Raw genomic sequence first — 21,203 nt, forward strand, 5'->3', positions numbered from 1 at the left:
GGGGCGTACGGCGCCGTTACCGCCGTACGCCCCCGGTGCCCGGCATCTTCCCACCGACGCGGCGTCCACGACCCGGGAGACCCCTTGCGCGACCCTCACCGCGAACGCGCGGCCGGCCACCGGGTCTGGCCCCTGTACGTCGGCGGCTTCCTGGGGCCCTACGGCAGCACCATGGTGACGCCCATGGTGCACGAGGTGGCCGCCGGTCTGGACAGCACCCCGCAGACCGCGGCGGCCGCCGTCAGCGCCTACATGCTGCCCTTCGCGGCCCTGATGCTCGTCAGCGGCACCCTCGCGGAACGCTGGGGGCGCAGGCGGGTACTGCGTGCGGCGCTGGCGGCGTTCGTGGTGGCGACCGCGCTGTGCGCCGCGGCTCCGACCATGGAACTCTTCCTGACGGCCCGTGCCCTGCAGGGTGCCACCAACGCCTTCACCACGCCGCTCCTGGTGGCGGCCATCTCCGATCTCGTCGCCGGGGCCCGGCTGGCGAGGGCGCTGAGCTGGTTCGCCGCCGCGCAGGCCGCGGGCCAGGGCCTGAGCCCGCTGTTCAGCGGGGTGGGCGCGGCCCTCGACTGGCGGCTCGCCTTCCTCGTCCCGGGCCTGTGCGGACTGCTCCTGGTGTGCTTCCCGCCGTCCCGCTCGGCCACCCTGCGCGCCACGACCGCCCGCGCCTCCTGGCGCTCGCTCGCCAACCGGCAGCTCGCTCTCGCGTGTGCCGTCTCCTTTCTCGCCTACCTCGCCGCGGTCGGCCTCACCGTGCTGGCCGTACTGCGTCTCAACGACCGTTTCGCCCTGGGACCGGTCGGCATCGGGCTGGCCGCCTCGGCGTTCGGGATCGCCGGCATCGCGGCGGCACCGCCGACCGGCCGGCTCCTGCGCACCAAAGGGCCGCGGTACACCGGCCTGGTCACCGACGTCGCGATGGTCGTCGGCCTGCTGTGCGCCGCCCTCGGCACGAGCCTGCCCGTCGTCGTCGCCGGCATCGTGCTGGTCGGCGCCGCGGTCACCGGACTGCGGTCCGCCACCAATGCCCTGGCCGTCACCAGCGCCCCCCACAACCGCGGCGGTGCGGCCTCCCTCGCCCTGTCGGCCCAGTTCTTCGGCGGCGCGGTGGCGGCCACGGTCTGGCTCCCCGTCTACCACGCTCTCGGCGACCGCGGCTTCGCCCTCGTCGCCGTCGTACCGGTGCTGTCGGCCGTCGTGCTGACGCTGACCGGCGCGGTGGGCGGCCGTTCGGCGAACCCTCCGGCACGGGACCTCACCGCAGTTCCTCCGCGAGGGCGCTGATGGCAGCGGGGTTGCGCGGGCTCTCGACGAGGTCGACGTAGTCGAGCGTGACGAACCGGTCGTTCTTGACGGCGGAGACGTTGGCGAGTGGCTTGTAGGACTTCAGGAACTTCCGCTTCTGCTCCGCCGTGGTGTCCCCGTAGTCGTTGATCACGATGACCTCCGGGTCCCGGGCGACGACCGTCTCCCAGCCCACGGTGGTCCAGCTGTCCTCCAGGTCCTTCATGACGTGGTCGCCGCCGGCCTTGGTGATGATGTCGTGCGGTCCGGCGAAGGCGCCGGACGTGAAGGGCTTGTCCTCACCGCTGTCGTAGAGGAACACCCGCGGCCGGTCCGCGCCCTTCGGCGCCTTGGCCTGTGCTTCGGCGACCTGTTCACGGAACGAGGCGACGAGGGTCTCGGCCCGGTCCTCGACGTCGAACACCTTCCCCAGGTTGCGCAGGTCCGTGTAGAGGGCGTCGAGCGGCGCCATCACCCCGCGGGACTTGCCCTGCCCGTTGCGGCACGACTCACTGAGCAGGTACGAGTCGACGCCCACGCGCCGCAGCGCGGCGGGCGTGAACCCCTCACCTTCGTTGAAGCCGTAGCTCCAGCCCGCGAAGACCAGGTCGGCGCGGGCGTCGAGGACGAGTTCCTTGTTGATCCGCTCCTTCGAGAGCCACTTGGTCTTCCGGTAGCCGTCCTTCCACGGCACCGTCGTGAGGTCGCCCTTGTCGTCGGGCATGACGTACCCGGCCATGTGGTCCTCCAGACCGAGGGCGAACATGATCTCGGTGATGCCCACGTCGTTGGTGACCACGCGTTGCGGGGCCTTCGCGAACGTCTTCTTCTCACCGCAGTTCTCGACCGTGACCGGGTAGTGGCCGCCGGACGGTGCCGTGGCGCCGGCTGCCTTCCCCTCCTCCTGCGAGACGTTCGCCCCGCAGCCGGCGGCGGCGAGGGCGAGGGTGAGGGCGAGAGCGGCCGGGCGCAGACGGTTCGGCATGCTGGAGGTTGCTCCTTCGAGGACGACACGGGGGGGCGGGCTACTGGGCGGGCAGGCGGTCGAAGAGCAGCTGGACCACGCCTGTCTCCGGGTGGGGCACACGGTGCGCACGGACGCCGAAGACCTCGGCCAGCAGAGCCGGCGTGAACACGTCGTGGGGGGCGCCGGAGGCGACGATCCGCCCGCCGTCCACGACGTGGACGAGGTCGCAGTGGAGCGCGGCGAGGTTGAGGTCGTGCAGGGCGGTGAGCACGGTGAGGCCGCTGGTCCGCACGAGGGACAGCACTTCGAGCTGCTGAGCGATGTCGAGGTGGTTGGTCGGCTCGTCGAGGACCATCACCCGCGGTTGCTGGGCGAGCGCGCGGGCAATCAGGACCCGTTGCTTCTCGCCGCCGGAGAGCGTCAGGAAGCCGCGGCCGGCCAGATGACCGGCACCCACTCCGTCCAGGGCGGCGGCGCAGGCGCGCCGGTCCTCGTCGGTGTCCCGGGCCACCGCCCGCTGGTGCGGCACCCTGCCCATGGCCACCACCTCGGCCACCGTGAAGTCGAACTCCGCCACCGCTTCCTGCGGGAGGGCCGCGAGGCGGCGCGCGCTCTCCCGCGTGCTCATCGCCAGCAGGTCCTCGCCGTCGAGGCGTACCGCACCGGCCGTGGGACGCAGGGCCCGGTAGACGCACCGCAACACGGTCGACTTCCCACTGCCGTTGGGCCCGACCAGCCCCACGAACCGGCCGCTGCCCGCCCGCAGCGAGATGTCCTGCACCACTCGGGCGCCGGAGAACTCCACGGTGAGGTCGTCGATCTCCACGTCCATCAAGCACCTCCGAAGGTGTAGGTACGGCGGCGCATGAGCAGCACGAAGCAGGGCACGCCGATCGCCGCCGTGAGCACGCCGAGCGGGAGTTCGGCGGGGGCGAGCACCACCCGCGAGAGGATGTCGACCCAGATCAGCAGGACGGCCCCGGCCAGGGGCGCCACGGCCAGCAGCCGGCGGTGGTCCGCGCCGACCAGCATGCGGGCGGCGTGCGGAACCATCAGGCCCACGAAGCCGATCGCCCCGCTGACCGCGACCACCGTCCCGGTGACGGCGGCCGCGGAGACGAAGAGTTCCTTGCGCAGGCGGCCGGGGTCCACGCCCAGCGCGGCGGCGGTCTCGTCGCCCATCGCGAGGGCGTTCAGGCGCCGGGCCGACCAGCCGAGGTGGACGAGGCCGCCCAGTACCGCGCCCGCGGCGATCGGAACCGAGGACCAGCTCGCGCCGCCCAGGCTGCCGAGCAGCCACATCATCGCGGACCTGGCCGCCTCGCCGTGCTCGGCGGCGAAGACCATGAAGGTGGTGACGGCCGAGAAGCCGTAGTACATCGCGGTGCCGGTCAGCACCAGCCGGAGCGGGGTCAGTCCTCTCGGCGTCCGGGCGATGGCGTACACGAGCAGCATGGCCGCGAGGGCGGAGAGGAACGCGGCCGCGGACAGCGCCCACAGGCCCAGTGCGCCGAAGGCGCCGAAGATGAGCACGGCGTTGGCCCCGACGGCCGCGCCGGAGGAGATGCCGAGGACGAAGGGGTCCGCGAGCGCGTTGCGGACCATGGCCTGGACCGCGACCCCGACGGACGCCAGGCCGGCGCCCACGACCGCCGCGAGCACGGCCCGCGGGAAGCGGATCTCCCAGACGATGGTGTACGGAGCGACCTCGTCCGGCGCTATGGATCCCCCGGTCAGTCCCGCCCAGAGGTAGTGCAGTGCCCGCGTCCAGGACAGTCCCGACGCGCCGAGTACGGCGCCGCAGGCCAGCGAGAGGGGAAGCGCGACGCACAGGCCGGTCACGAGCCACGGCAGCGGCATCCGCCAAGGCGGCGGGGGCCCGGTGCCCGTCGTGCGGTGCGGTGCGGCGGGTACGGGGGCGCGGAGCGTGGCCACAGGCGTCTCGCTTTCGCCTCGGGCCGTGCGCCTGCGTGATCGAAGGAGCGGGCCCGGACGCGGTGCGCCCTGCACAGCACCTCTCGCAGTCCACGGCGATTGTCAGGAGCTTCACCACCGCGGGTAATCGGGCTCACGGAACCCTGTGCGGGTCCCGCCTACCGTTGCGGGTCAGCGCCGGACTTCGACCGGACTTCCCCCACGAGGCGCTCCGAGCCTATCGCCTGCCCGGGGCCCGCCTCTCACGGGGCACGCGTCCCGGAGGGCACCCGGAGAGCACTGGCGGCGGAGGTTCACCGGTCGCTGTCGCCGGGAGGGCGTCGGCGGGCCAGGGCGGCCAGCTGGCCGTCCAGGAGCTCGATCTGCCGGGAGGGCGGGAACGCGGCCGGATCGAGCAGGGCCTGGACCACCAGGCCCAGCACGAAGGACTGGACGCCGGCCGCCGTCCGCTCCGGGTCGCCGGGGGGCAGCTCGCCGAGTGCCTGGGCCGCGGCCACCTTGTCGCGGAGCGCGTCCCGGCTCCTGGCGTACCTGCCCGCGTGGGCCTCGCTCAGCTCGGGGTCGGACAGGACGTGGTCCCACGAGGAGACCCAGACCCGGTTGCTCCGGGTGGCCTCCTCGGTCAGCGGCAGCATGTCCAGCAGGGCGGCCCGCAGCGCGTCGAGCCCTTCGCCCGCCGGACGCCGGGGCCGGGCCGCGGTCCGCTCTTCGAGCAGGTCGAGGGCGTGGGCCACGAGGGCGCGCTTCGTGGGGAAGTAGTGCGTCAACAGGCCCGTGGTCGCGCCGAGCCGGGCGGCGACCGCGCGCAGGGTCAGTCCGCCGAACCCGCGCACCGCCATGACCTGCCAGACCGCTTCGGAGACGTCGCGTCGGCGGGCCTCGTGATCTCCCTTGGAACGTGCCATGCCGCCACGGTATATTCCCATAACGCTTGTTGTGCAAATGGAGGGGTTGCCGTGTTGTCACTGGCGTTGCGGGACGGCGTTCGACTGCGGGCGCTGGAGGTGTGGCACGCGCAGGAGTTCGCCGCGCACCTGGACCGGGCCCGCGAGCACATCCGGCCGTGGGTCGGGGCCGCGTTCGTCACCGACGACGTGGCCGGGGCGCGGGCCACACTGAGGCGGTACGGCGAGTCAGGGGCCGCGGACGGCGCCCGGCTGTACGGCATCTGGCGCGACGGCGTGCTGGTCGGCGGCGTCATGTACGTGCACTTCAGCGAGGCACTCGGCTCGTGCGAGATCGGGTGCTGGCTGGAGCCCTCGGCGGAAGGGCAGGGCCTCGTCACGGCCGCCTGCGGCGTCCTCCTCGACTGGGCCTTCACCGCTCGCGGACTGCACCGCGCCGAGTGGCACTGCCGGGCGGACAAGGCGCGCAGCTCGGCGGTGGCCGAGCGGCTCGGCATGTCGCTGGAGGGGGTACGGCGCGAGGCGTGGCCCTACGAGGGCAGGCGGTACGACAAACAGCTCTGGGCGGTTCTCGCGCCGGAGTACGCGCACCCGGGCGGCTGACCGCGTCCAGCGGCCCGGCCGGAGCCCCGGCCGGGCCGTTGCAGCGGGCACGCGCCCGTTAGGGCACCGTGTAGCCGGCGGCGCGGAACAGCTCGTACCACTCGGGACGGGTGAGCGGCAGGTCCGAGCCGAGCGCGGCGGCCGTGACGCGCTCCGGCGTGGTGGTGCCGAGCACGACCTGCATGGTGGCGGGGTGCCGGGTGATCCACGCGACCGCGACGGCCTCGGCCGGCACGCCGTACTTCTCGCTCAGCCGGTCGATCACCGCGTTCAGCTCGGGGTACCGCTCGGAGCCGATGAAGGGGCCGTCGAAGAACCCGGCCTGGAACGGCGACCACGCCTGGACGGTGATGTCGTGCAGGCGGCAGTAGTCGACGATCCCGTCGTCGCGCACGATCGACTGGTCGAGGCCCTGCATGTTCGCGGCGACGCCCTGGGCGATCATCGGCGCGTGCGTGATCGAGAGCTGCAGCTGGTTGGCGACGATCGGCTGCCTCACGTACTTGCGCAGCAGGTCGAGCTGGCGGGGCGTCTGGTTGGAGACGCCGAACGCGCGCACCTTGCCGGCCGCCGACAGCTCGTCGAAGGCCCGGGCCACCTCCTCCGGCTCGACCAGCGCGTCGGGGCGGTGCAGCAGCAGGATGTCGAGGTAGTCGGTGCCGAGCGCCTCCAGCGAGCCGTTCACCGACTCGACGAGGTGCTGGTGGGAGAAGTCGAAGTACGGTCCGTCCGGGACGATGCCGGCCTTGGACTGGATGACGAACTGCTCGCGCTCCGACGAGGTGAGCCGCAGGGCCTCCGCGAACCGGCGCTCGCAGCCGTGCACCCCCGAGCCGTACACGTCCGCGTGGTCAAGGAAGGTGATGCCCGAGTCGCGGGCCGTGCCGACGAGCGTGCGCACCTGCTCATCGGTCAGGTCCTGGATGCGCATCAGGCCGAGGACGACGTTGGGGACCACCATGTCGGTGCCGGGCAGGGTGAAGGTCTTCATGTGGCTCTTTTCGCTGTGCCGCTAAGAGATCGGACGGATTGGACGGGACCAGACGGATCGGGCCGTTGAACGGATCGGCGGGAGCGGGCGGATCAGGCGGACAGCAGCGCGACCTGGTCGGCGGTGAGCTCGAGGTCGGCCGCGGCGGCGGAGTCGCGGATGCTGGCGGGACGCGAGGCACCGGGGATCGGGACCACGACCGGCGCGAGCGCGAGGTGCCAGGCGAGCGTGACCCGGTAGACACTGGCACCGGTCTCGTCGGCGACCCGCTGGAACACGCCGTGGCGCTCCGCGAGGTCCTTCGCGTTCGCGATTCCGCCGAGCGGACTCCACGGCAGGAAGGCGATGCCGAGTCCGGCGCAGTGCTCCAGCTCCTGGCGGCTGGAGCGGAACGCGGGCGACCACTGGTTCTGCACCGAGGCGAGCCGGCCGCCGAGCACTTCGCGTGCTTCGTCGATCTGCGCGATGTCGGCGTTCGAGATGCCGGCCATCTCGATGACGCCCTCGTCGAGCAGGTCGCGCAGCGCCCCGACCGACTCCGCGTAGGGCACCGCCGGGTCGGGGCGGTGGAACTGGTAGAGGCCGATCGCCTCGACGCCGAGCCGGCGGGCCGACTCCTTGGCCGCGCGCTTGAGGTACGCCGGATCCCCGTTGCGCGTCCACGTGCCGTCGCCGGGGCGCAGGTGCCCTCCCTTGGTGGCGACGAGCACGTCGGCCGCACCCGCGCCGTACTCGCGCAGGGCGCGGGCGACGAGTTCCTCGTTGTGGCCGACCTCGTTCGCGTCGCGGTGGTAGGCGTCGGCGGTGTCGATGAGGGTGACGCCGGCGTCGAGCGCGGCGTGGACGGTGGCGATCGAACGCTCCGCGTCCGGGCGGCCCTCGATCGACATCGGCATGCCGCCGAGGCCGATCGCCGAGACGGTCCGGTCGCCGATGGTGCGCTGCTGCATGGGTCTCCTTCTCCGAAGCGTCTTCGTGGGATCGCGGCGCCGCTCGTCCACTCTAGAAAGCACGGATCCAGAAATCCAACAGCTGTGAGTTCTGGTATTGAGAAGCAGTCTGTCTGAATGCGACGGCACACGCACGAGGAGCGCGGAGCAGGGGGGGCGGGGCTCCCGTCCGGCCGGTGAGGTTTTGCCGGGGCCGGGTTGACGCGGGATCAGCGCAGTGCCGCGCGAGGTCTGGACAGGCGCGGGCCGGCGTGTTGTCATTCCGCTGGCACAGCTTTCCAACGTTGCAAAAGCAGTCGACGACCGTTGCCCGTACCGGCGTTCATCCCTGTCTCCGACCGTGGTCACGCGCACCCGCACGCCGACTGGTACCGGTCCCGGCACTCCGTGCGAGGAAGGGTCCGATGACGAGAAGACACACGCGCCCGCGAGCCAGAGCGTGGGCGCTCCTGACAGCGGCGGCCCTGCTGCTGCCCACGGGCGGCCTCACGGCCTCCGCCGCAGCCGCCGACACGGCCCCGGGCACGTCCGCGGCCCCGGCCGAGCAGGACGGGCCGGCCGCCGTCGAGGTGCAGGGCCTGAAGGGCGAGTACTTCAGCATGTCCGCGCCGGGAGCGCGGGACTTCGCCGAGCTCGGTGGCACCGTGCTCGACCCGCAGATCAACTTCTCCGGCCTGACCAGCACCTTCCAGGAGCTGAACGGGCGCACGGAGCACACGACCGCCCGCTGGACGGGGCGGATCGAGGCGCCGGCCACCGGGGACTACACCTTCCACGCCATCGGTGACAACGGCTTCAGGCTCTTCATCGACGGCGAGCCGGTCATCGACCACTGGGAGCCGGACTGGGACAACGAGCAGACCAGTGCCGCGATCCGGCTGAACGCGGGCGAGAAGCACGACTTCCGCCTGGAGATGTTCCAGGACACCGGCGGCGCCAACATGTTCCTGCGCTGGTCGACGCCGACCTTGCCCAAGCAGCTCGTGCCGATGTCGGCGTTCACCCCGCCGGACGACTTCGAGGTCTACCCGCTGGAGCCGTCCGTCGGTGAGAGCGGCCGTCAGGTGCGGGTCCGCTTCGAGGGCCGGGTCGGCAACGTGAAGGGCCTCGCCGAGCACCTGAAGGCCGAGGCCGACACGACCGCGATGCCGGTCGAGTCGGTGCGGGTGGCACCCGGCGACCGCAACTCGCTGCAGATCGACCTCAAGGAGCCGATCCAGCAGAACCAGCAGGTCAAGTTCTCCTACGACGGCGAGGGCGGCCTCACCGACGGCGGCGCGAAGGTGCCCCAGGTCGTCCGCTGGGCGCAGAACGCGTCCACCCACCGGCTCACCACGCCGTGGGGCGACCGGCTCGACGAGAAGAACCCGCTGCCCGAGTACCCGCGTCCCCAGCAGGTCCGGAAGGAGTGGAAGAACCTCAACGGACCCTGGCAGTTCAGCGCGGCGAAGGCCGGGGAGCAGCCGGTCTTCGGCAAGAACCTGGACGAGAAGATCATCGTGCCGTTCCCGGTCGAGTCGCAGCTCTCCGGTCTCGAGCGGCACGAGGACCACATGTTCTACCGCAAGCTGGTGGAGGTGCCGGGGAGCTGGAAGGTCGGCAAGGGCGACCGGTCCGGCAACCGCCTGAAGCTCAACTTCGGTGCCGTGGACTACGAGGCACGCGTCTTCGTCAACGGCAGAAAGGTCGCCGAGCACACCGGCGGGTACAACGCCTTCAGCGCCGACATCACCGACGCGCTGAAGGGCAGCGGGCCGCAGGAGGTCGTCGTCGCGGTCACCGACACCGGCGGCGCGGGCCAGCCGATGGGCAAGCAGTCCCGGAACCCGGGCGGCATCTTCTACACCCAGTCGTCCGGCATCTGGCAGACGGTGTGGATGGAGCCCGTCGCCCCGGCGTCCGTGGACAACGTGGTCACGACCCCGGACATCGACACCAGCAGCCTCGCGGTGACCGTCGAGTCCGACGACGCCTCCGCGAACGCCCGGGTCGAGGCGGTCGCCCGGGACAAGCGCGGGAAGGTCGTCGGCAGGGTCGGCGGGCCCGCCAACGAGGAGCTGCGGCTGCCGGTGGCGAAGCAGCACCTGTGGAGCCCGGACGACCCCTACCTCTACGACCTCGACGTCAGGCTCGTCGACGGCAGGTCGACCGACCGGGTCACCGGCTACTTCGGCATGCGCGAGATCGGCGTCGAGAAGGTCGGCGGCTTCCAGAAGCTGGTGCTGAACGGGAAGCCCGTCTTCTCACTCGCCACCCTCGACCAGGGCTTCTGGCCCGACGGCCTGTACACGGCACCGAGCGACGACGCCCTCGCCTTCGATCTGGAGGCGCACAAGAAGCTGGGCTTCAACGCCGTGCGCAAGCACATCAAGGTGGAGTCGCCGCGCTGGTTCTACCACGCGGACCGGCTCGGGCTGCTGGTCTGGCAGGACTTCGTCTCCGGCGACTTCCCCGACGAGTCGGCGCAGCGGGCCTTCGTCGAACAGGGCACGGAAATGGTGCGGCAGCACCACAACTCGCCCTCGATCATCGGGTGGATCGTCTTCAACGAGGGCTGGGGCGAGTGGAACCGGGAGGCCACCGGCCGTCTCGCCGAGTCCGTGAAGGCCGCCGACCCGTCCCGCGTCGTCAACGCCCACAGCGGTGTCAACTGCTGCAACTCCAAGGGCGACTCGGGCAAGGGCGACATCGTCGACCACCACGACTACAACAATGAGGACCCGCCCTTCCCCGACGAGAACCGGGCCGCCATGGACGGCGAGCACGGCGGCTTCACCCTGCGCACGCCGGGACACATGTGGCCGGGCACTCCGACGGTGATCTACAGCGGCGTCGACAGCAAGGAAGCGCTGACCCGCAAGTACGTGGAGAACACCGAGGAGTTCTACCTCGCGCAGGCCGGCGCCGAACTCTCCGGTTCGGTGTACACCCAGATCACCGACCTGGAGAACGAGCTCAACGGGCTCTACACGTACGACCGCCGGGAGATCAAGGTCGATCCGGCACAGGTCCGTGAGGTCAACCGCAAGGTGATCGCTGCCGGTGCGGCGGCGGGCGACCGGGAACCGCTGACGGGCGGCGGCAGCTGGGCCCTCGACGAGGGCACCGGCACCACCGCCGCCGACGGCGGCCCGGGCGGCCGGGACCTGGCGCTGACCGGGGGCACCACCTGGACCTCCGGGGTCAGTGGCGGCGCGCTGAAGTTCGACGGGCAGGGTCAGGCCGCGCAGACGGACGGGCCGGTGCTCGACACCACCGGAAACTACTCGGTCTCCGCCTGGGTCCGGCTCGACGCGCTCCCCGGCAACTACGCCACCGCGGTCAGCCAGGACACCCGGCGCCAGGCCAGCCCGTTCTACCTCCAGTACGGGCAGGGCGCCTTCGCCTTCAGCACGCCGGGCGAGAACCGGGCCCGGCTGGCGACCACCCCCGAGACGGGCCGCTGGTACCACCTCGTGGGCGTGCGCGACGGCTCGGACAACCGGATCAGGCTGTACGTCGACGGTGAGCAGGCCGCCGACGCGGCCGCCGGCCCGGCCTACCCCAGCACCGGTCCGCTGGCCGTGGGGCGCGCCCAGTGGGAGGGCAGCGCCACGGACTTCTGGAACGGGGCGGTCGACCAGGTCCACGCCTACGACAAGGCCCTCACGTCCGAGGAGGTGAGGGCCCTGTACACGGAGGAGAGGCCGTAGCCTCCGGCTCCGGGCGGGAAGCGGGCCGGCCGGGCCCGCTTCCCGCCCAGGTGGTTCAACGCACCGGACCGACCTCCACGTTGTCGAAGGAGGCGGCGGTGTCGAAGACCCGCAGTCCGCCTGCGCCGCTGCCGTACGTGCCGTCGGTGACCGAGATCTTCGGAGTCCTCATGTCGTCCACGTACACCTTGATGGACGGGCCGACGGCCGTGACCCTCAGCCGGTGGGCCGGTCCCGGGCGCGTGTGCGCGGTCCCGAGCGGTGTCCAGGAGCCGTCGGCGCGGCCGAGTACGACCTCGCCGTCCCGGCCGACGCCCGCGTAGTACCCGCTGTAGCCGTCCACCCCGACGGACGGCCGGGTCACCCGGAACGTCAGGCCCGCGTCGCCGTTGCCGGGGCCGAGCCGCACGTCGGCGTCGTAGGTGAAGTCGGCGAAGTCGGTGTCGAGCAGGGCCTTGCCGCCCAGGGAGCGGTCCGCCCGGTAGCGTCCGCCCGCGACCGCCCAGGACCCGCCGTAGGTGCGCCAGCCGAGCGCGTTGCCGTCGGCGAAGTTGTCCTTCACCTCCATCCGGATGCGGCGGATGGTGCCGTCCTCGTTGAAGTACATCCGGTCGTAGGCGAGTTGGCGGTGGTTGCCGTCGGTCTCGCTGAGCGGACGGCGGTGGTAGACGATGTACCAGATGTCGGTCCCGGGGACGTTGACCACGGAGTTGTGACCGGATCCCTTGGCGACCGCGGGATCCTGGGCGAGAACCCTGTCGAGCTTCTCGAACGGCCCGGTGGGCGAGTCGGAGATCGCGTAGGACACCGAGTAGTCCGGTCCGGTCCAGCCGCCCTCGGACCACATCAGGTAGTACTTGCCGCCCCGTTTGAACATCTGCGGCCCCTCGACGTAGTCCGCGGGCGTGATCTCCTTGTAGGTCGTGCCGTCCGCGAAGGTGCCGAGGCTGGTCATGTCGGGGTTGAGCTTGACGACGTTGGCGTGGCCCCAGCCGCCGTAGTACATGTAGGCCTGTCCGTCGTCGTCGATGAAGACGTCCTGGTCGATGGGCTGGGCGCCGTTGTGGAACCGGGAGACGAGCGGTGCCCCGACGGCGTCCTTGTACGGTCCTTCCGGCCGGTCGGCGACGGCCACGCCGATGCCGCCGGTCTCGGCGTCGCTCTGGATGTCGTTGGCGGCGAAGTACAGGTAGTACTTGCCGTTCCGCTCGATCGGCGCGGGCGCCCACACCGCGTACTTCGCCCAGGCGACGTCCGCCGTCCTCAGCACCTCGCTGTGCTTGGTCCAGTGGACCAGGTCCTTGGAGGAGAAGGCGTCCAGGTAGGTCTGCTCGGAGTAGCTCTTCGAGGTCGTGGGGAAGACCCAGTAGCGCCCGTCGTAGACGACGGTGTCGGGGTCGGCGTACCAGCCGTCGACGAAGGGGTTCCCGGCTTCGGAGGTGGAGTACTCGGGGGCGGCGACGGCGGCGGACGGCGAGAGCATCGCGATCAGCCCGCCGGCGAGCAGCGCGGCGCAGGACCTGGCGACGAGTCCGGTGGCTTTGACGGTGGCCATGCGGGGCGACTCCTGTCGGTCGGTGGTGACGGGGCGGTACGTGCGCCGGCCGGCGGGTGGGCTCGGCACCGGCCGTGGAACCCGGACGCGGCAGCCGGCGCGTGGCCACGGCTGCCGCGTCCGGAGCGTGTCCGTGTCACATCAGCCGGCGTCTGCGCCCCAGCCAGGTCTGGGCGATCACGACGAGGGCCAGGAAGGCGCCGCTGACGACGAGTTGGTAGGAGGAGCCGAGGGACCCGATCTGGTTGATGACGTTCTGGATGACCTTGAGCAGCAGGACGCCGACCAGGGAGCCGCTGACGTAGCCGAGGCCGCCGGTGAGCAGGGTGCCGCCGATGACGACGGCGGAGATGGCGTCCAGTTCCATCCCGTTGCCGAGGATGGTCACGCCGGAGGCGAGCCAGGCGGCGTTGAGGGCGCCGGCCAGGCCGGCCAGCAGCCCGGACAGCGTGTAGACGAGGATCTTGGTGCGGGCCACGGGTGCCCCCATCAGGGCGGCCGCGTCCTCGTTGCCGCCCACCGCGTACACGTGCTGGCCGAAGCGGGTGCGGCGCAGGACCAGGGCGCCCGCGGCGAACAGGGCCAGCGTTATCCACACCGGGTTGCCCAGGCCCAGGGTGCTGCCCTGGCCGAGTTCGGCGAAGAGGGAGTCCTTGGCGACGAGGTAGGTGTTGGCGCCCTCGTCGGTCAGGGCCAGCATCAGGCCGCGCGCTCCCAGCATGGCGGCCAGCGTGACGATGAAGGGAGCGAGCCGGGAACGGGCCACCAGCAGGCCGTTGACCACGCCGATCAGTCCGCAGACCGCGAGCGGCAGCAGCAGGGCCACCGCGGTCCCGTGGCGCGACCCCCAGGCCGCCAGGACGCCGCCGAGGGCGAACAGCGAACCGACGGACAGGTCGATGCCGCCGGTGACGATGACGAAGGTCATGCCGAGGGCGACGACGGCCAGGAACGCCGAACCGGTCGCCATGTTCGTGAAGTTGTCGACGGTGGCGAAGGAGTCGAAGGAGAACGAGGCCACCAGGGCGACGAGCACGAGGACCGCCAGGGCGCCGTGCTGCTGGACCAGGGCGCTCAGCCGCTCGGACCGCGCGGAGCCGGCCGGCTCGGTCGCGTCCGTCGGTTCGTTGCTCGCGGCGACCACGGGTGCGTCCGTCTTCGTCGTGGTCATCGCTTCCCCCGTCCGCGTGCCGCGTAGACGGCACACACGATCACTACGGCCTGGGCGATCTGGGTCCATGAGGGCGGCAGATCGTGCTTGATGAGGGTGGCGGTGAGCAGCTGGATCAGTACGGCGCCCGCCACGGTGCCGGCGATGTTGACCCGCCCGCCGGTCAGCGGGGTACCGCCGACCACGACGGCGGTGATGGCCGACAGTTCCATCAGGTTGCCGAGCGAGGTCGGGTCGCTGGCCTGGAGGCGGGCGGTCGCCAGTACGCCGGCCACGGCGGCGAGCAGGGCGCAGACCACGTACACGACGATCAGCACGCGGCGCACCGGCAGACCGGCCAGCTCGGCCGCGGGCCTGCTGTCGCCGATGGCGAGGAGTTGCCGGCCGAAGGTGGTGCGGCGGACCACGAAGGCCACCAGCAGGGCCAGGACGGCGGCGATCAGGATCAGGTACGGGACACCGAGGACGTCGCCGGAGCCCAGGGAGGCGAGCTGCGGGTTGCGCAGGTCCTCCAGTTGCGGGAGCAGCACCAGAGCGAGGCCCCGGCCGCCGACCATGAGGGCGAGGGTGGCCACGATCGGCTGGACCCCGACGAAGGCCACCAGCGCACCGTTCGCGAACCCGACGCCTGCCGCGAACAGCGCCACCGCGAGCAGCGCGGGCAGCAGCCCGTAGCCCAGGTAGAGGGCGGTGACGGAGGCGGCCAGGGCCATCACCGCGCCGACGGACAGGTCGACGCCCTCGGTGCCGATGACCAGGGCCATGCCGAGCGCGACGATGACGACCGGGGCGACCTGGACGGCCTGGGTGCGGAAGTTCTCCGCGGACAGGAAGTGCGGGGTGATGACGGTGTTGACGACCAGCAGCAGGGCCACACCGGCGTAGACGCCGTACGTCTGCAGCCACTGCAGGAGGCGGGCCCGGTCCGGTGGGGCGGTGCGGAGAGCGGCCTCAGCCATGGGTGACCGCCTCCTCGTCCGTGTCCCGCGGCGGCGTCTCACCGGCGATGGTGCGCATCAGCCGGTCCTCGGTGACCTCGTCGCCGGTCAGTTCGCCGACGACCGCACCGTCCTTCAGTACGACCACGCGGTCGGACCCTTCGATCAGTTCCTCCAGGTCGGAGGAGATGAGCAGGACGCCGAGGCCGTCCGCGGCCAGTTCGTCCACGAGTTTCTGCACCTCGGCCTTGGCGCCGACGTCGATGCCGCGCGTGGGCTCGTCGAGCAGGAGCACTTTCGGGTTCATCGCCAGCCAGCGGGCGAGGAGGACCTTCTGCTGGTTGCCGCCGGAGAGTTCGCCGACCTTCTGGTGGGGCGAGGACGCTTTGATGCGCAGCCGCTCCATGAAGGTGTCCACGATCGCGTCGACCCGGGACTCGGAGACCAGGCCGAAGCGGGAGAGCCGGGGCAGGACGGCGAGCGCGATGTTCTCGCGCACGGACAGCCCGGGCACGATGCCCTCGCTCTTGCGGTCCTCGGGCAGCAGGCTGACGCCGGCCCGGATGGCGGCGGGCGTCGAGCCGCCCCGCAGCGGCACACCGGCCACCGTGACGGTGCCCGAACTCAGCTGCAGGGATCCGGAGATGGCCTTGGCCGTCTCGGTGCGGCCGGAGCCGAGCAGGCCGCCGAGCCCGACGACCTCGCCGGGCCGGACGTCGAGGGAGACGCCGTGCAGCCGGTGCCGTGCCGACAGTTCCCGCGCCGAGAGCACCGGCTGCTCGTCGGCGATCTGGTGGTCGCCCGAGAACTTGGTCTGCCCCTCCTCGCGCACCTCCCCCAGTTCCCGGCCGAGCATCGTCGACACCAGGTCGATCCGGTCCAGGTCGGCCAGGTCGCCGTGGTGGACGCGGCGGCCGTCGCGCAGCACGGTGACCTTGCTGCACACCGCGTACAGCTCGTCCAGGCGGTGGCTGACGTAGATCACGGCGATGCCCTGGTCGCGCAGGCGGCGGATGACCGAGAACAGGGTCTCCACCTCCCGGGGTTCGAGGGAGGAGGTCGGTTCGTCCATGACGACGACGCGTGCGTCGGTGGCCACGGCGCGGGCCAGGGCCACCATCTGCTGGGCGCCGACACCGAGGGTGCGCAGCGACTGGCGGACGTCGACCCGGACGCCGTAGGTGCTCAGGATCTCGTCGGCCTCGCGGTGCATGCGGGCGAAGTCGAGCAGGCCGAGGCGGGTGCGGGGCTCGCGGCCGAGGAAGAGGTTGCGGGCCACGCTCAGCAGCGGGATGAGGTTGACCTCTTGGTAGATGGTCGAGATGCCGGCCTTCTGCGCCTCCAGGGGGGTGCCGAAGGAGACCTCCCGGCCCTGGAAGGTGATCCGGCCCGCGTCCGGGCGGTAGACGCCGGTGAGCAGCTTGATGAGGGTCGACTTGCCGGCGCCGTTCTCCCCGATCAGGGCGTGGACCTCGCCGGCGTGCACGGTCAGCTCCACGTCGTCCAGGGCCCGGACGCCGGGGAAGGTCTTGCTCAGTCCGCGGACGGCGAGGACTTCGGCGGGGGGTGCCACCAGTTCCTCCATGAAGTGTGGTGAGGGCAGGACGCCGGGGCCCGGCGGGGTGGCCGGGCCCCGGTGGGGGTCAGAAGGCCTTGCCGATGTCCTGCTTGGCGTTGTCCGCGTTGTACGTGCCGTCCTCGATGATGATGTCCTGGGCCACCGGCTCGCCCCGGGTGAAGGTGTCGAGGGTCTCGAACGCCAGCGGACCGAAGCGCGGGTTGGACTCGACGACGCCGCTGATCCAGCCGTCGACGATGCCCTGGACGGCGTTGCGCGTGCCGTCTACCGTGACGATCTTGATGTCTCCGGCCTTCTTGCCGGCGCCCTTGAGCGCGGCCACCGCGCCCAGGCCCATCTCGTCGTTCTCCGCGTAGACGCCCTTGATGCCGGGGTTGGACTGGATGAGCTGCTCGGTGACCTGCTGGCCCTTCTCGCGGGCGAAGTCACCGGTCTGCTCGGCGACCACCTTCAGGCCCGGGGCCTTCTCGGCCACGCGCTCCTTGAAGCCCTTGGTGCGCTCGGTGGTGACGTTGTTCCCGGCCGCCCCGAGCAGGATCGCCACCTCGCCCTTGCCGCCGGTCGCCTCGATCATCTGGTCGGCGGCGCGGCGCCCCTGCTCCACGAAGTCCGAGGCGATGAAGGAGACGTAGTCCTTGCAGGCCTCGGCGTTGATCTTGCGGTCGATGGTGACGATCGGGACCTTCTTCGCGGCGGCGGCCTGCAGCACCGGGTCCCAGCCGTCGGAGTTGAGCGGGGCGACGACCAGCAGGTCGGCACCCTTGGCGAGCAGGTCCTGCACGTCGGTGATCTGCTTGGAGAACTGCGACTGGGCGTTGGCGGTGAGCAGCTTGACGCCCCGCTTCTGGGCCTCGTCCTTGAGGGACTGGGTCTCGGCGATGCGGAACGGGTTCGCTTCCTTCTCCGACTGGGAGAAGCCGACGGTCGCACCCTTCAGGTCCAGCTTCTTCGCGCCGTAGGCGTCGATGGTGCAGGTCTTGCTGCCCGGCTTCGGAGTGACGGCCTTCTGCTCGGCGCCGGCCGCGGACGAGGCGGACTGCTTCTTGTCCGACGCGTCGTCCTCCGACTTCGCGCAGGCGGTCGCGGTCAGGGCCACGGCGGTGGCCAGGGCCACGGCCACGGAGCGGGCGAGGAAGTGCGGACGATGAGTGGTGCGCTGCATGGTGACCCCGATCCGGGTGGCGCTGAAAGGGACTGGGGAGCCGAACTACGAGCGACAGACGACTGCTTCTCCCCCTGCGGCAGGCCGTGTTCGGTCCGCCGCACAGAGGTTTTACATCGTTGCAAGAATGCTGTAAACCCCTCGTGCACGACCTGCGACCGAACTCGGACCCGCCTCTTGACTTGCGCCTGACGCCTCACTGAAACTGAGTGGTCCGACTACGTGACAACGATGTCAGGCGCGGGGTCGTTGGCCGACGTGCGAGCTCGACCACGGCCCTCGCACGAGTCGCCGACTCACGGCCCCCGCGACGGCCTCACTCCTCAGGCGTTCGCCGCGCCGCGCCCCAGGGTGCTCTCCCGCTCCGCGAGCCGGTGGTCGGCCCTGAAGCGGCGCGGCTCGGCCGGCTTGCCCCCGAGCCGGGCCAGCACCGACTCCACCGCCAGCCGGCCGATGGCCTCCTTGTCCGGGGACACCGAGGTGAGCGTCACCGCGCCGAACCGCCCCTCGACGACGTCGTCGAACCCGACGACGGCGATGTCCTCGGGCACGCGCAGCCCTCGCGCGTGCAGCACCCGCATCGCCCCGATGGCCACGAGGTCGTTGTAGGCGAACACCGCGTCGGGCCGCCGCCCCGCCTCCAGGATCCGGGCCATCGCCGCCGCGCCGTCCGCGTGCCCCCACCCGTCGGTGTCGGCGACCAGCCCGTCGTCGGCGGGCAGCCCCGCTTCGGCCAGCTCCTCGCGCCAGCCGCGCACCCGCAGTTGGGCCGGTTCGCTGCGGCCGCGCCGGTCGCCGATGAACGCCACCTCCCGGCGGCCGAGGCCGATCAGGTGGCGGACCGCGGCACGTGCCGCCGCGACGTTGTCGATGGCGATGTGGTCGTACGGCAGGTCGTAGTCCCGTTCGCCGAGGAGCACCATCGGCACGTCTCCCGTGCGGTCGCGCAGGTCCTCCGTCTCCAGCTCGATGGGACTGAGGATGAGCCCGTCGATCACCCGTGCCCGGAACCCCTGGCTGACCAGGATCTCCTGCTCCCGGCGTCCGCCGGTGTGGTCGAGGAGCACGGTGTAGTCGTGCGCGGCCGCCGCGTCGATGACGGCCGCGGCCAGTTCGGCGAAGTAGGGGTTCCCCAGTTCGGGCAGGGCGAGCGCGATGATGCCCGTGCGCCCCTTGCGCAGGTGGCGTGCGGTCAGGTTCGGCCGGTACCCGAGTTCGTCGATGGACCGCTGGACGCGCTCCCGCATGGCCGCGGTGACGTAGGGATAGTCGTTGACCACGTTGGAGACGGTCTTGACGGAGACTCCCGCATGCGCGGCAACGTCCTTGAGGCTGACCCGCACGTCGAATCCCTCCGCAGCGGCCCCCACTCGGCGCCCGGTGCGCGAGGTCCTGTCTCCCGCTCCGGCCGGACTCCAAGCCTCTGGGCTGAATTTACAACGTTATACAGCCCGTCTCCGGGCACTGACAAGCGAATTGAACGCCCGCTCGGCGGCATCCTGGCCAGCCTCACCTCATCCTCACATGGTGGCACCACCCGCCCGTGGCCGGGCACGTCCGCGACCGCCGCGCCGACGGTGGTTCTTCTTGCCACCGGACCGCCGGCAGCCATGGAGCATTCCCACCTCGTGACGCCCCGCACCGGTCCCTACAGTGACGGCCACCACACCGGGTTGTCCCGGTCCGCCCCGGACCGGGCAGACCCCCCGTTCGAAGGGAGTGGAGCCAGTGAGGACGACGAGGCGTCTTGGTGCCGTGCTTCTCGGGACGGTGCTCGCGGCCGCGCCGGGGAACGCGGCGCCGGCCGACGGCGGCCACCGGACCACCGTGGTGCGGACCGATCTGGGCAGGGTCGAGGGACTCGACCAGGGGCGGTCGAGCGGAACGTACTCCTGGCTGGGCATCCCCTATGCGCAACCGCCCGTGGGACCGCTGCGCTGGCGTGCCCCGGTGACGCACCGCCCGTGGCAGGGCCTGCGGGACGCCACCGCGTACGGGGACGGCTGCGCCCAGCAGGGCCGGCTCTTCAGCCCGGCACCGAGCGGTCCCCACTACGGGCTGGACGTCCGGGACGGCCTGGACGAGCCCGTCGGCGCCGAGGACTGCCTGACCCTCAACGTGTTCCGTCCCTCGACGGCGAAGAAGGACCTGCCGGTCGTCGTCTTCGTCCACGGCGGCAGCAATGTGGTCGGGTACTCGGCGGACCCGATGTACGACGGGCGCGCACTGGCGCGCGGGGCAGACGCGGTCGTGGTCACGGTCAACTACCGGCTGGGGGTCTTCGGTTGGCTCGACCTGCCCGGTCTGAAGACCGGCGACCCGGCCGGCGACTCGGGCAACTTCGGGACACTGGACCAGATCGAGGCCCTCCGCTTCGTCCGTCGCAACGCGTCCGCCTTCGGCGGTGACGCGTCGAACGTGACCGTGATGGGCGAGTCCGCCGGTGCCGTCGACGTCTGGGCCCTCATGACGTCGCCCCTGAGCAGGGGCCTGATGGACAAGGCCGTCCCGCTCAGCGGCGGCCTCAAGTTCTCCGCTCCCGCCCAGGCTCGCACCTACGCCGAAGCCTTCCTCGACGAGGCCGTCGGCCCCGGCGGCAGCCGGGAGGAGGCCGTGCGACGGCTGCGGGAGCTGCCCGCGGACGACGTCGTGCGGGCCCAGGTACGCCGCGGTGCGGCCGTCGGCGATCCCCCGGCGGTGCTGGCGGACGGCGTCGTCCTGCCCGCGGACCACCACGACGTCGTCCGGACGGGCCGGCTGCGCGAGATGCCCGTGCTGGCGGGCAACACCTTCGAGGAAGGGAAGCTCTTCGGGTCACTCGTCGACGCCTACCGCCCTACCGACCGCGAGCGCTTCACCAAGCAGTACTTCTTCGATCCCGACGAGCCGTCCCCCTTCGGCGTCCGTGACTTCATCGCCGACCGCTACCTGCCGGCCGACGGCCCCGGCGGGTGGAACGAGGCGGCCGGACGGCTGACCGACAGCATCTTCACCGGGATCGTCCACGACTCCATGGACTCCATGCGGGAGGCCGGCAACGAGCACCTGTACTACTACCAGTTCGGCTGGGACCGGGAACCGGCACCGTTCGACACCGTCTACGGTGCCGCGCACGCCATGGACCTGCCCTTCGTCTTCGGCACCTTCGACGAGGGGCTGTTCACCTTCGCCTTCAGCCGCCGCAACGAACCGGGCCGCCTGCAGCTCTCGAAGCTGATGACGGAGAGCATCCGCGCCTTCGTGCGCACCGGGCGCCCGCAGCACCGCGGCCTCGGCGCGCACTGGGGCCGGTGGCCGCACAGCATGGTCTTCGACGCCACCGACCGGAGCGCCGACACACGGCCCGGGTCGGCCGACGGCCGGTCTCGCGGGTGACGGCCGGTCTCGCGGCTGACGGACGCGGTGCGGAGGCTCCCGGCTCGTTCCGGGGCCGGAGGCCGGGGCACGCCGAGCGGGGCCGGGGCCGGG

General features: G+C 71.6%; 16 protein-coding genes. 4 read left to right on the top strand and 12 right to left on the bottom strand.

The genetic code is table 11. The features are described 5' to 3' along the window. Window positions 1-84: 84 nt before the first annotated feature. Complete coding sequence (locus tag IG94_RS0106155; RefSeq protein ID WP_224326412.1) at window positions 85-1,287, top strand: MFS transporter; 1,203 nt, start codon at window positions 85-87, stop codon at window positions 1,285-1,287. Here the strand turns inward: IG94_RS0106155 and IG94_RS0106160 are convergent. From IG94_RS0106160 to IG94_RS0106175, 4 genes are all read right to left on the bottom strand, one after another. Further along, window positions 1,259-2,272, bottom strand: coding sequence for an ABC transporter substrate-binding protein (locus IG94_RS0106160; protein ID WP_031032167.1), 1,014 nt, complete (start codon window positions 2,270-2,272; stop codon window positions 1,259-1,261). The genes IG94_RS0106155 and IG94_RS0106160 overlap by 29 nt on opposite strands. Window positions 2,273-2,312: 40 nt before the next feature. Continuing rightward, window positions 2,313-3,086 carry an ABC transporter ATP-binding protein gene (locus IG94_RS0106165; RefSeq protein WP_031032169.1) on the bottom strand — a complete coding sequence of 258 codons (774 nt, stop codon included), beginning with the start codon at window positions 3,084-3,086 and terminating at the stop codon, window positions 2,313-2,315. Continuing rightward, complete coding sequence (locus tag IG94_RS0106170) at window positions 3,086-4,114, bottom strand: FecCD family ABC transporter permease (protein WP_224221354.1); 1,029 nt, start codon at window positions 4,112-4,114, stop codon at window positions 3,086-3,088. The genes IG94_RS0106165 and IG94_RS0106170 overlap by 1 nt, the downstream gene beginning before the upstream one ends. A 368-nt stretch (window positions 4,115-4,482) precedes the next feature. Beyond that, window positions 4,483-5,094 carry a TetR/AcrR family transcriptional regulator gene (locus IG94_RS0106175; RefSeq protein WP_107060451.1) on the bottom strand — a complete coding sequence of 204 codons (612 nt, stop codon included), beginning with the start codon at window positions 5,092-5,094 and terminating at the stop codon, window positions 4,483-4,485. A gap of 51 nt (window positions 5,095-5,145) precedes the next feature. On the opposite strand from IG94_RS0106175, the gene IG94_RS0106180 reads away from it, so the two are divergent. Beyond that, window positions 5,146-5,697 carry a GNAT family N-acetyltransferase gene (locus IG94_RS0106180; RefSeq protein ID WP_031032176.1) on the top strand — a complete coding sequence of 184 codons (552 nt, stop codon included), beginning with the start codon at window positions 5,146-5,148 and terminating at the stop codon, window positions 5,695-5,697. A gap of 58 nt (window positions 5,698-5,755) precedes the next feature. Here IG94_RS0106180 and IG94_RS0106185 read toward each other — a convergent pair whose 3' ends face one another. Next, window positions 5,756-6,688 (bottom strand): aldo/keto reductase, encoded by a 933-nt coding sequence (locus IG94_RS0106185; protein WP_031032180.1) that lies wholly within the window; start codon window positions 6,686-6,688, stop codon window positions 5,756-5,758. A 92-nt stretch (window positions 6,689-6,780) separates the two neighbouring features. Continuing rightward, on the bottom strand, window positions 6,781-7,638 hold the full coding sequence (locus tag IG94_RS0106190) for an aldo/keto reductase (RefSeq protein WP_031032182.1): 858 nt from the start codon (window positions 7,636-7,638) through the stop codon (window positions 6,781-6,783). 404 nt (window positions 7,639-8,042) lie between these two features. Between IG94_RS0106190 and IG94_RS0106195 the strand changes: the two genes are divergently transcribed. Beyond that, window positions 8,043-11,330 carry a glycoside hydrolase family 2 gene (locus IG94_RS0106195; protein WP_031032184.1) on the top strand — a complete coding sequence of 1,096 codons (3,288 nt, stop codon included), beginning with the start codon at window positions 8,043-8,045 and terminating at the stop codon, window positions 11,328-11,330. A 55-nt stretch (window positions 11,331-11,385) separates the two neighbouring features. On the opposite strand, the gene IG94_RS0106200 is transcribed toward IG94_RS0106195, so the two are convergent. The 6 genes from IG94_RS0106200 to IG94_RS0106225 form a co-directional block, all read right to left on the bottom strand. Then, window positions 11,386-12,885, bottom strand: a complete 1,500-nt coding sequence (locus IG94_RS0106200) for a glycoside hydrolase family 43 protein (protein ID WP_031032186.1) — start codon at window positions 12,883-12,885, stop codon at window positions 11,386-11,388. Window positions 12,886-13,021: 136 nt separating this feature from the next. Further along, a complete protein-coding gene (locus IG94_RS0106205; protein WP_031032187.1) occupies window positions 13,022-14,056 on the bottom strand; it encodes an ABC transporter permease in 1,035 nt (344 codons plus the stop codon). After that, window positions 14,053-15,015: an ABC transporter permease gene (locus tag IG94_RS0106210; protein ID WP_031032188.1), complete on the bottom strand. Its 963-nt coding sequence runs from the start codon at window positions 15,013-15,015 to the stop codon at window positions 14,053-14,055. The genes IG94_RS0106205 and IG94_RS0106210 overlap by 4 nt, the downstream gene beginning before the upstream one ends. Continuing rightward, the gene (locus tag IG94_RS0106215; protein WP_031032190.1) at window positions 15,008-16,567 is read right to left on the bottom strand and encodes a sugar ABC transporter ATP-binding protein; all 1,560 of its coding nucleotides are present in this window, start codon (window positions 16,565-16,567) and stop codon (window positions 15,008-15,010) included. Before IG94_RS0106215 ends, IG94_RS0106210 begins: the two co-directional genes overlap by 8 nt. A gap of 70 nt (window positions 16,568-16,637) precedes the next feature. Beyond that, window positions 16,638-17,735: an ABC transporter substrate-binding protein gene (locus IG94_RS0106220; protein ID WP_031032191.1), complete on the bottom strand. Its 1,098-nt coding sequence runs from the start codon at window positions 17,733-17,735 to the stop codon at window positions 16,638-16,640. A gap of 323 nt (window positions 17,736-18,058) precedes the next feature. Further along, window positions 18,059-19,078: a LacI family DNA-binding transcriptional regulator gene (locus tag IG94_RS0106225; RefSeq protein WP_031032192.1), complete on the bottom strand. Its 1,020-nt coding sequence runs from the start codon at window positions 19,076-19,078 to the stop codon at window positions 18,059-18,061. Between the two features lie 412 nt (window positions 19,079-19,490). On the opposite strand from IG94_RS0106225, the gene IG94_RS0106230 reads away from it, so the two are divergent. Beyond that, window positions 19,491-21,110 (top strand): carboxylesterase/lipase family protein, encoded by a 1,620-nt coding sequence (locus IG94_RS0106230; RefSeq protein WP_052410565.1) that lies wholly within the window; start codon window positions 19,491-19,493, stop codon window positions 21,108-21,110. Window positions 21,111-21,203: the final 93 nt, after the last annotated feature.

This window comes from Streptomyces olivaceus (genome assembly GCF_000721235.1).
In the GTDB taxonomy this organism is placed as follows: domain Bacteria; phylum Actinomycetota; class Actinomycetes; order Streptomycetales; family Streptomycetaceae; genus Streptomyces; species Streptomyces olivaceus.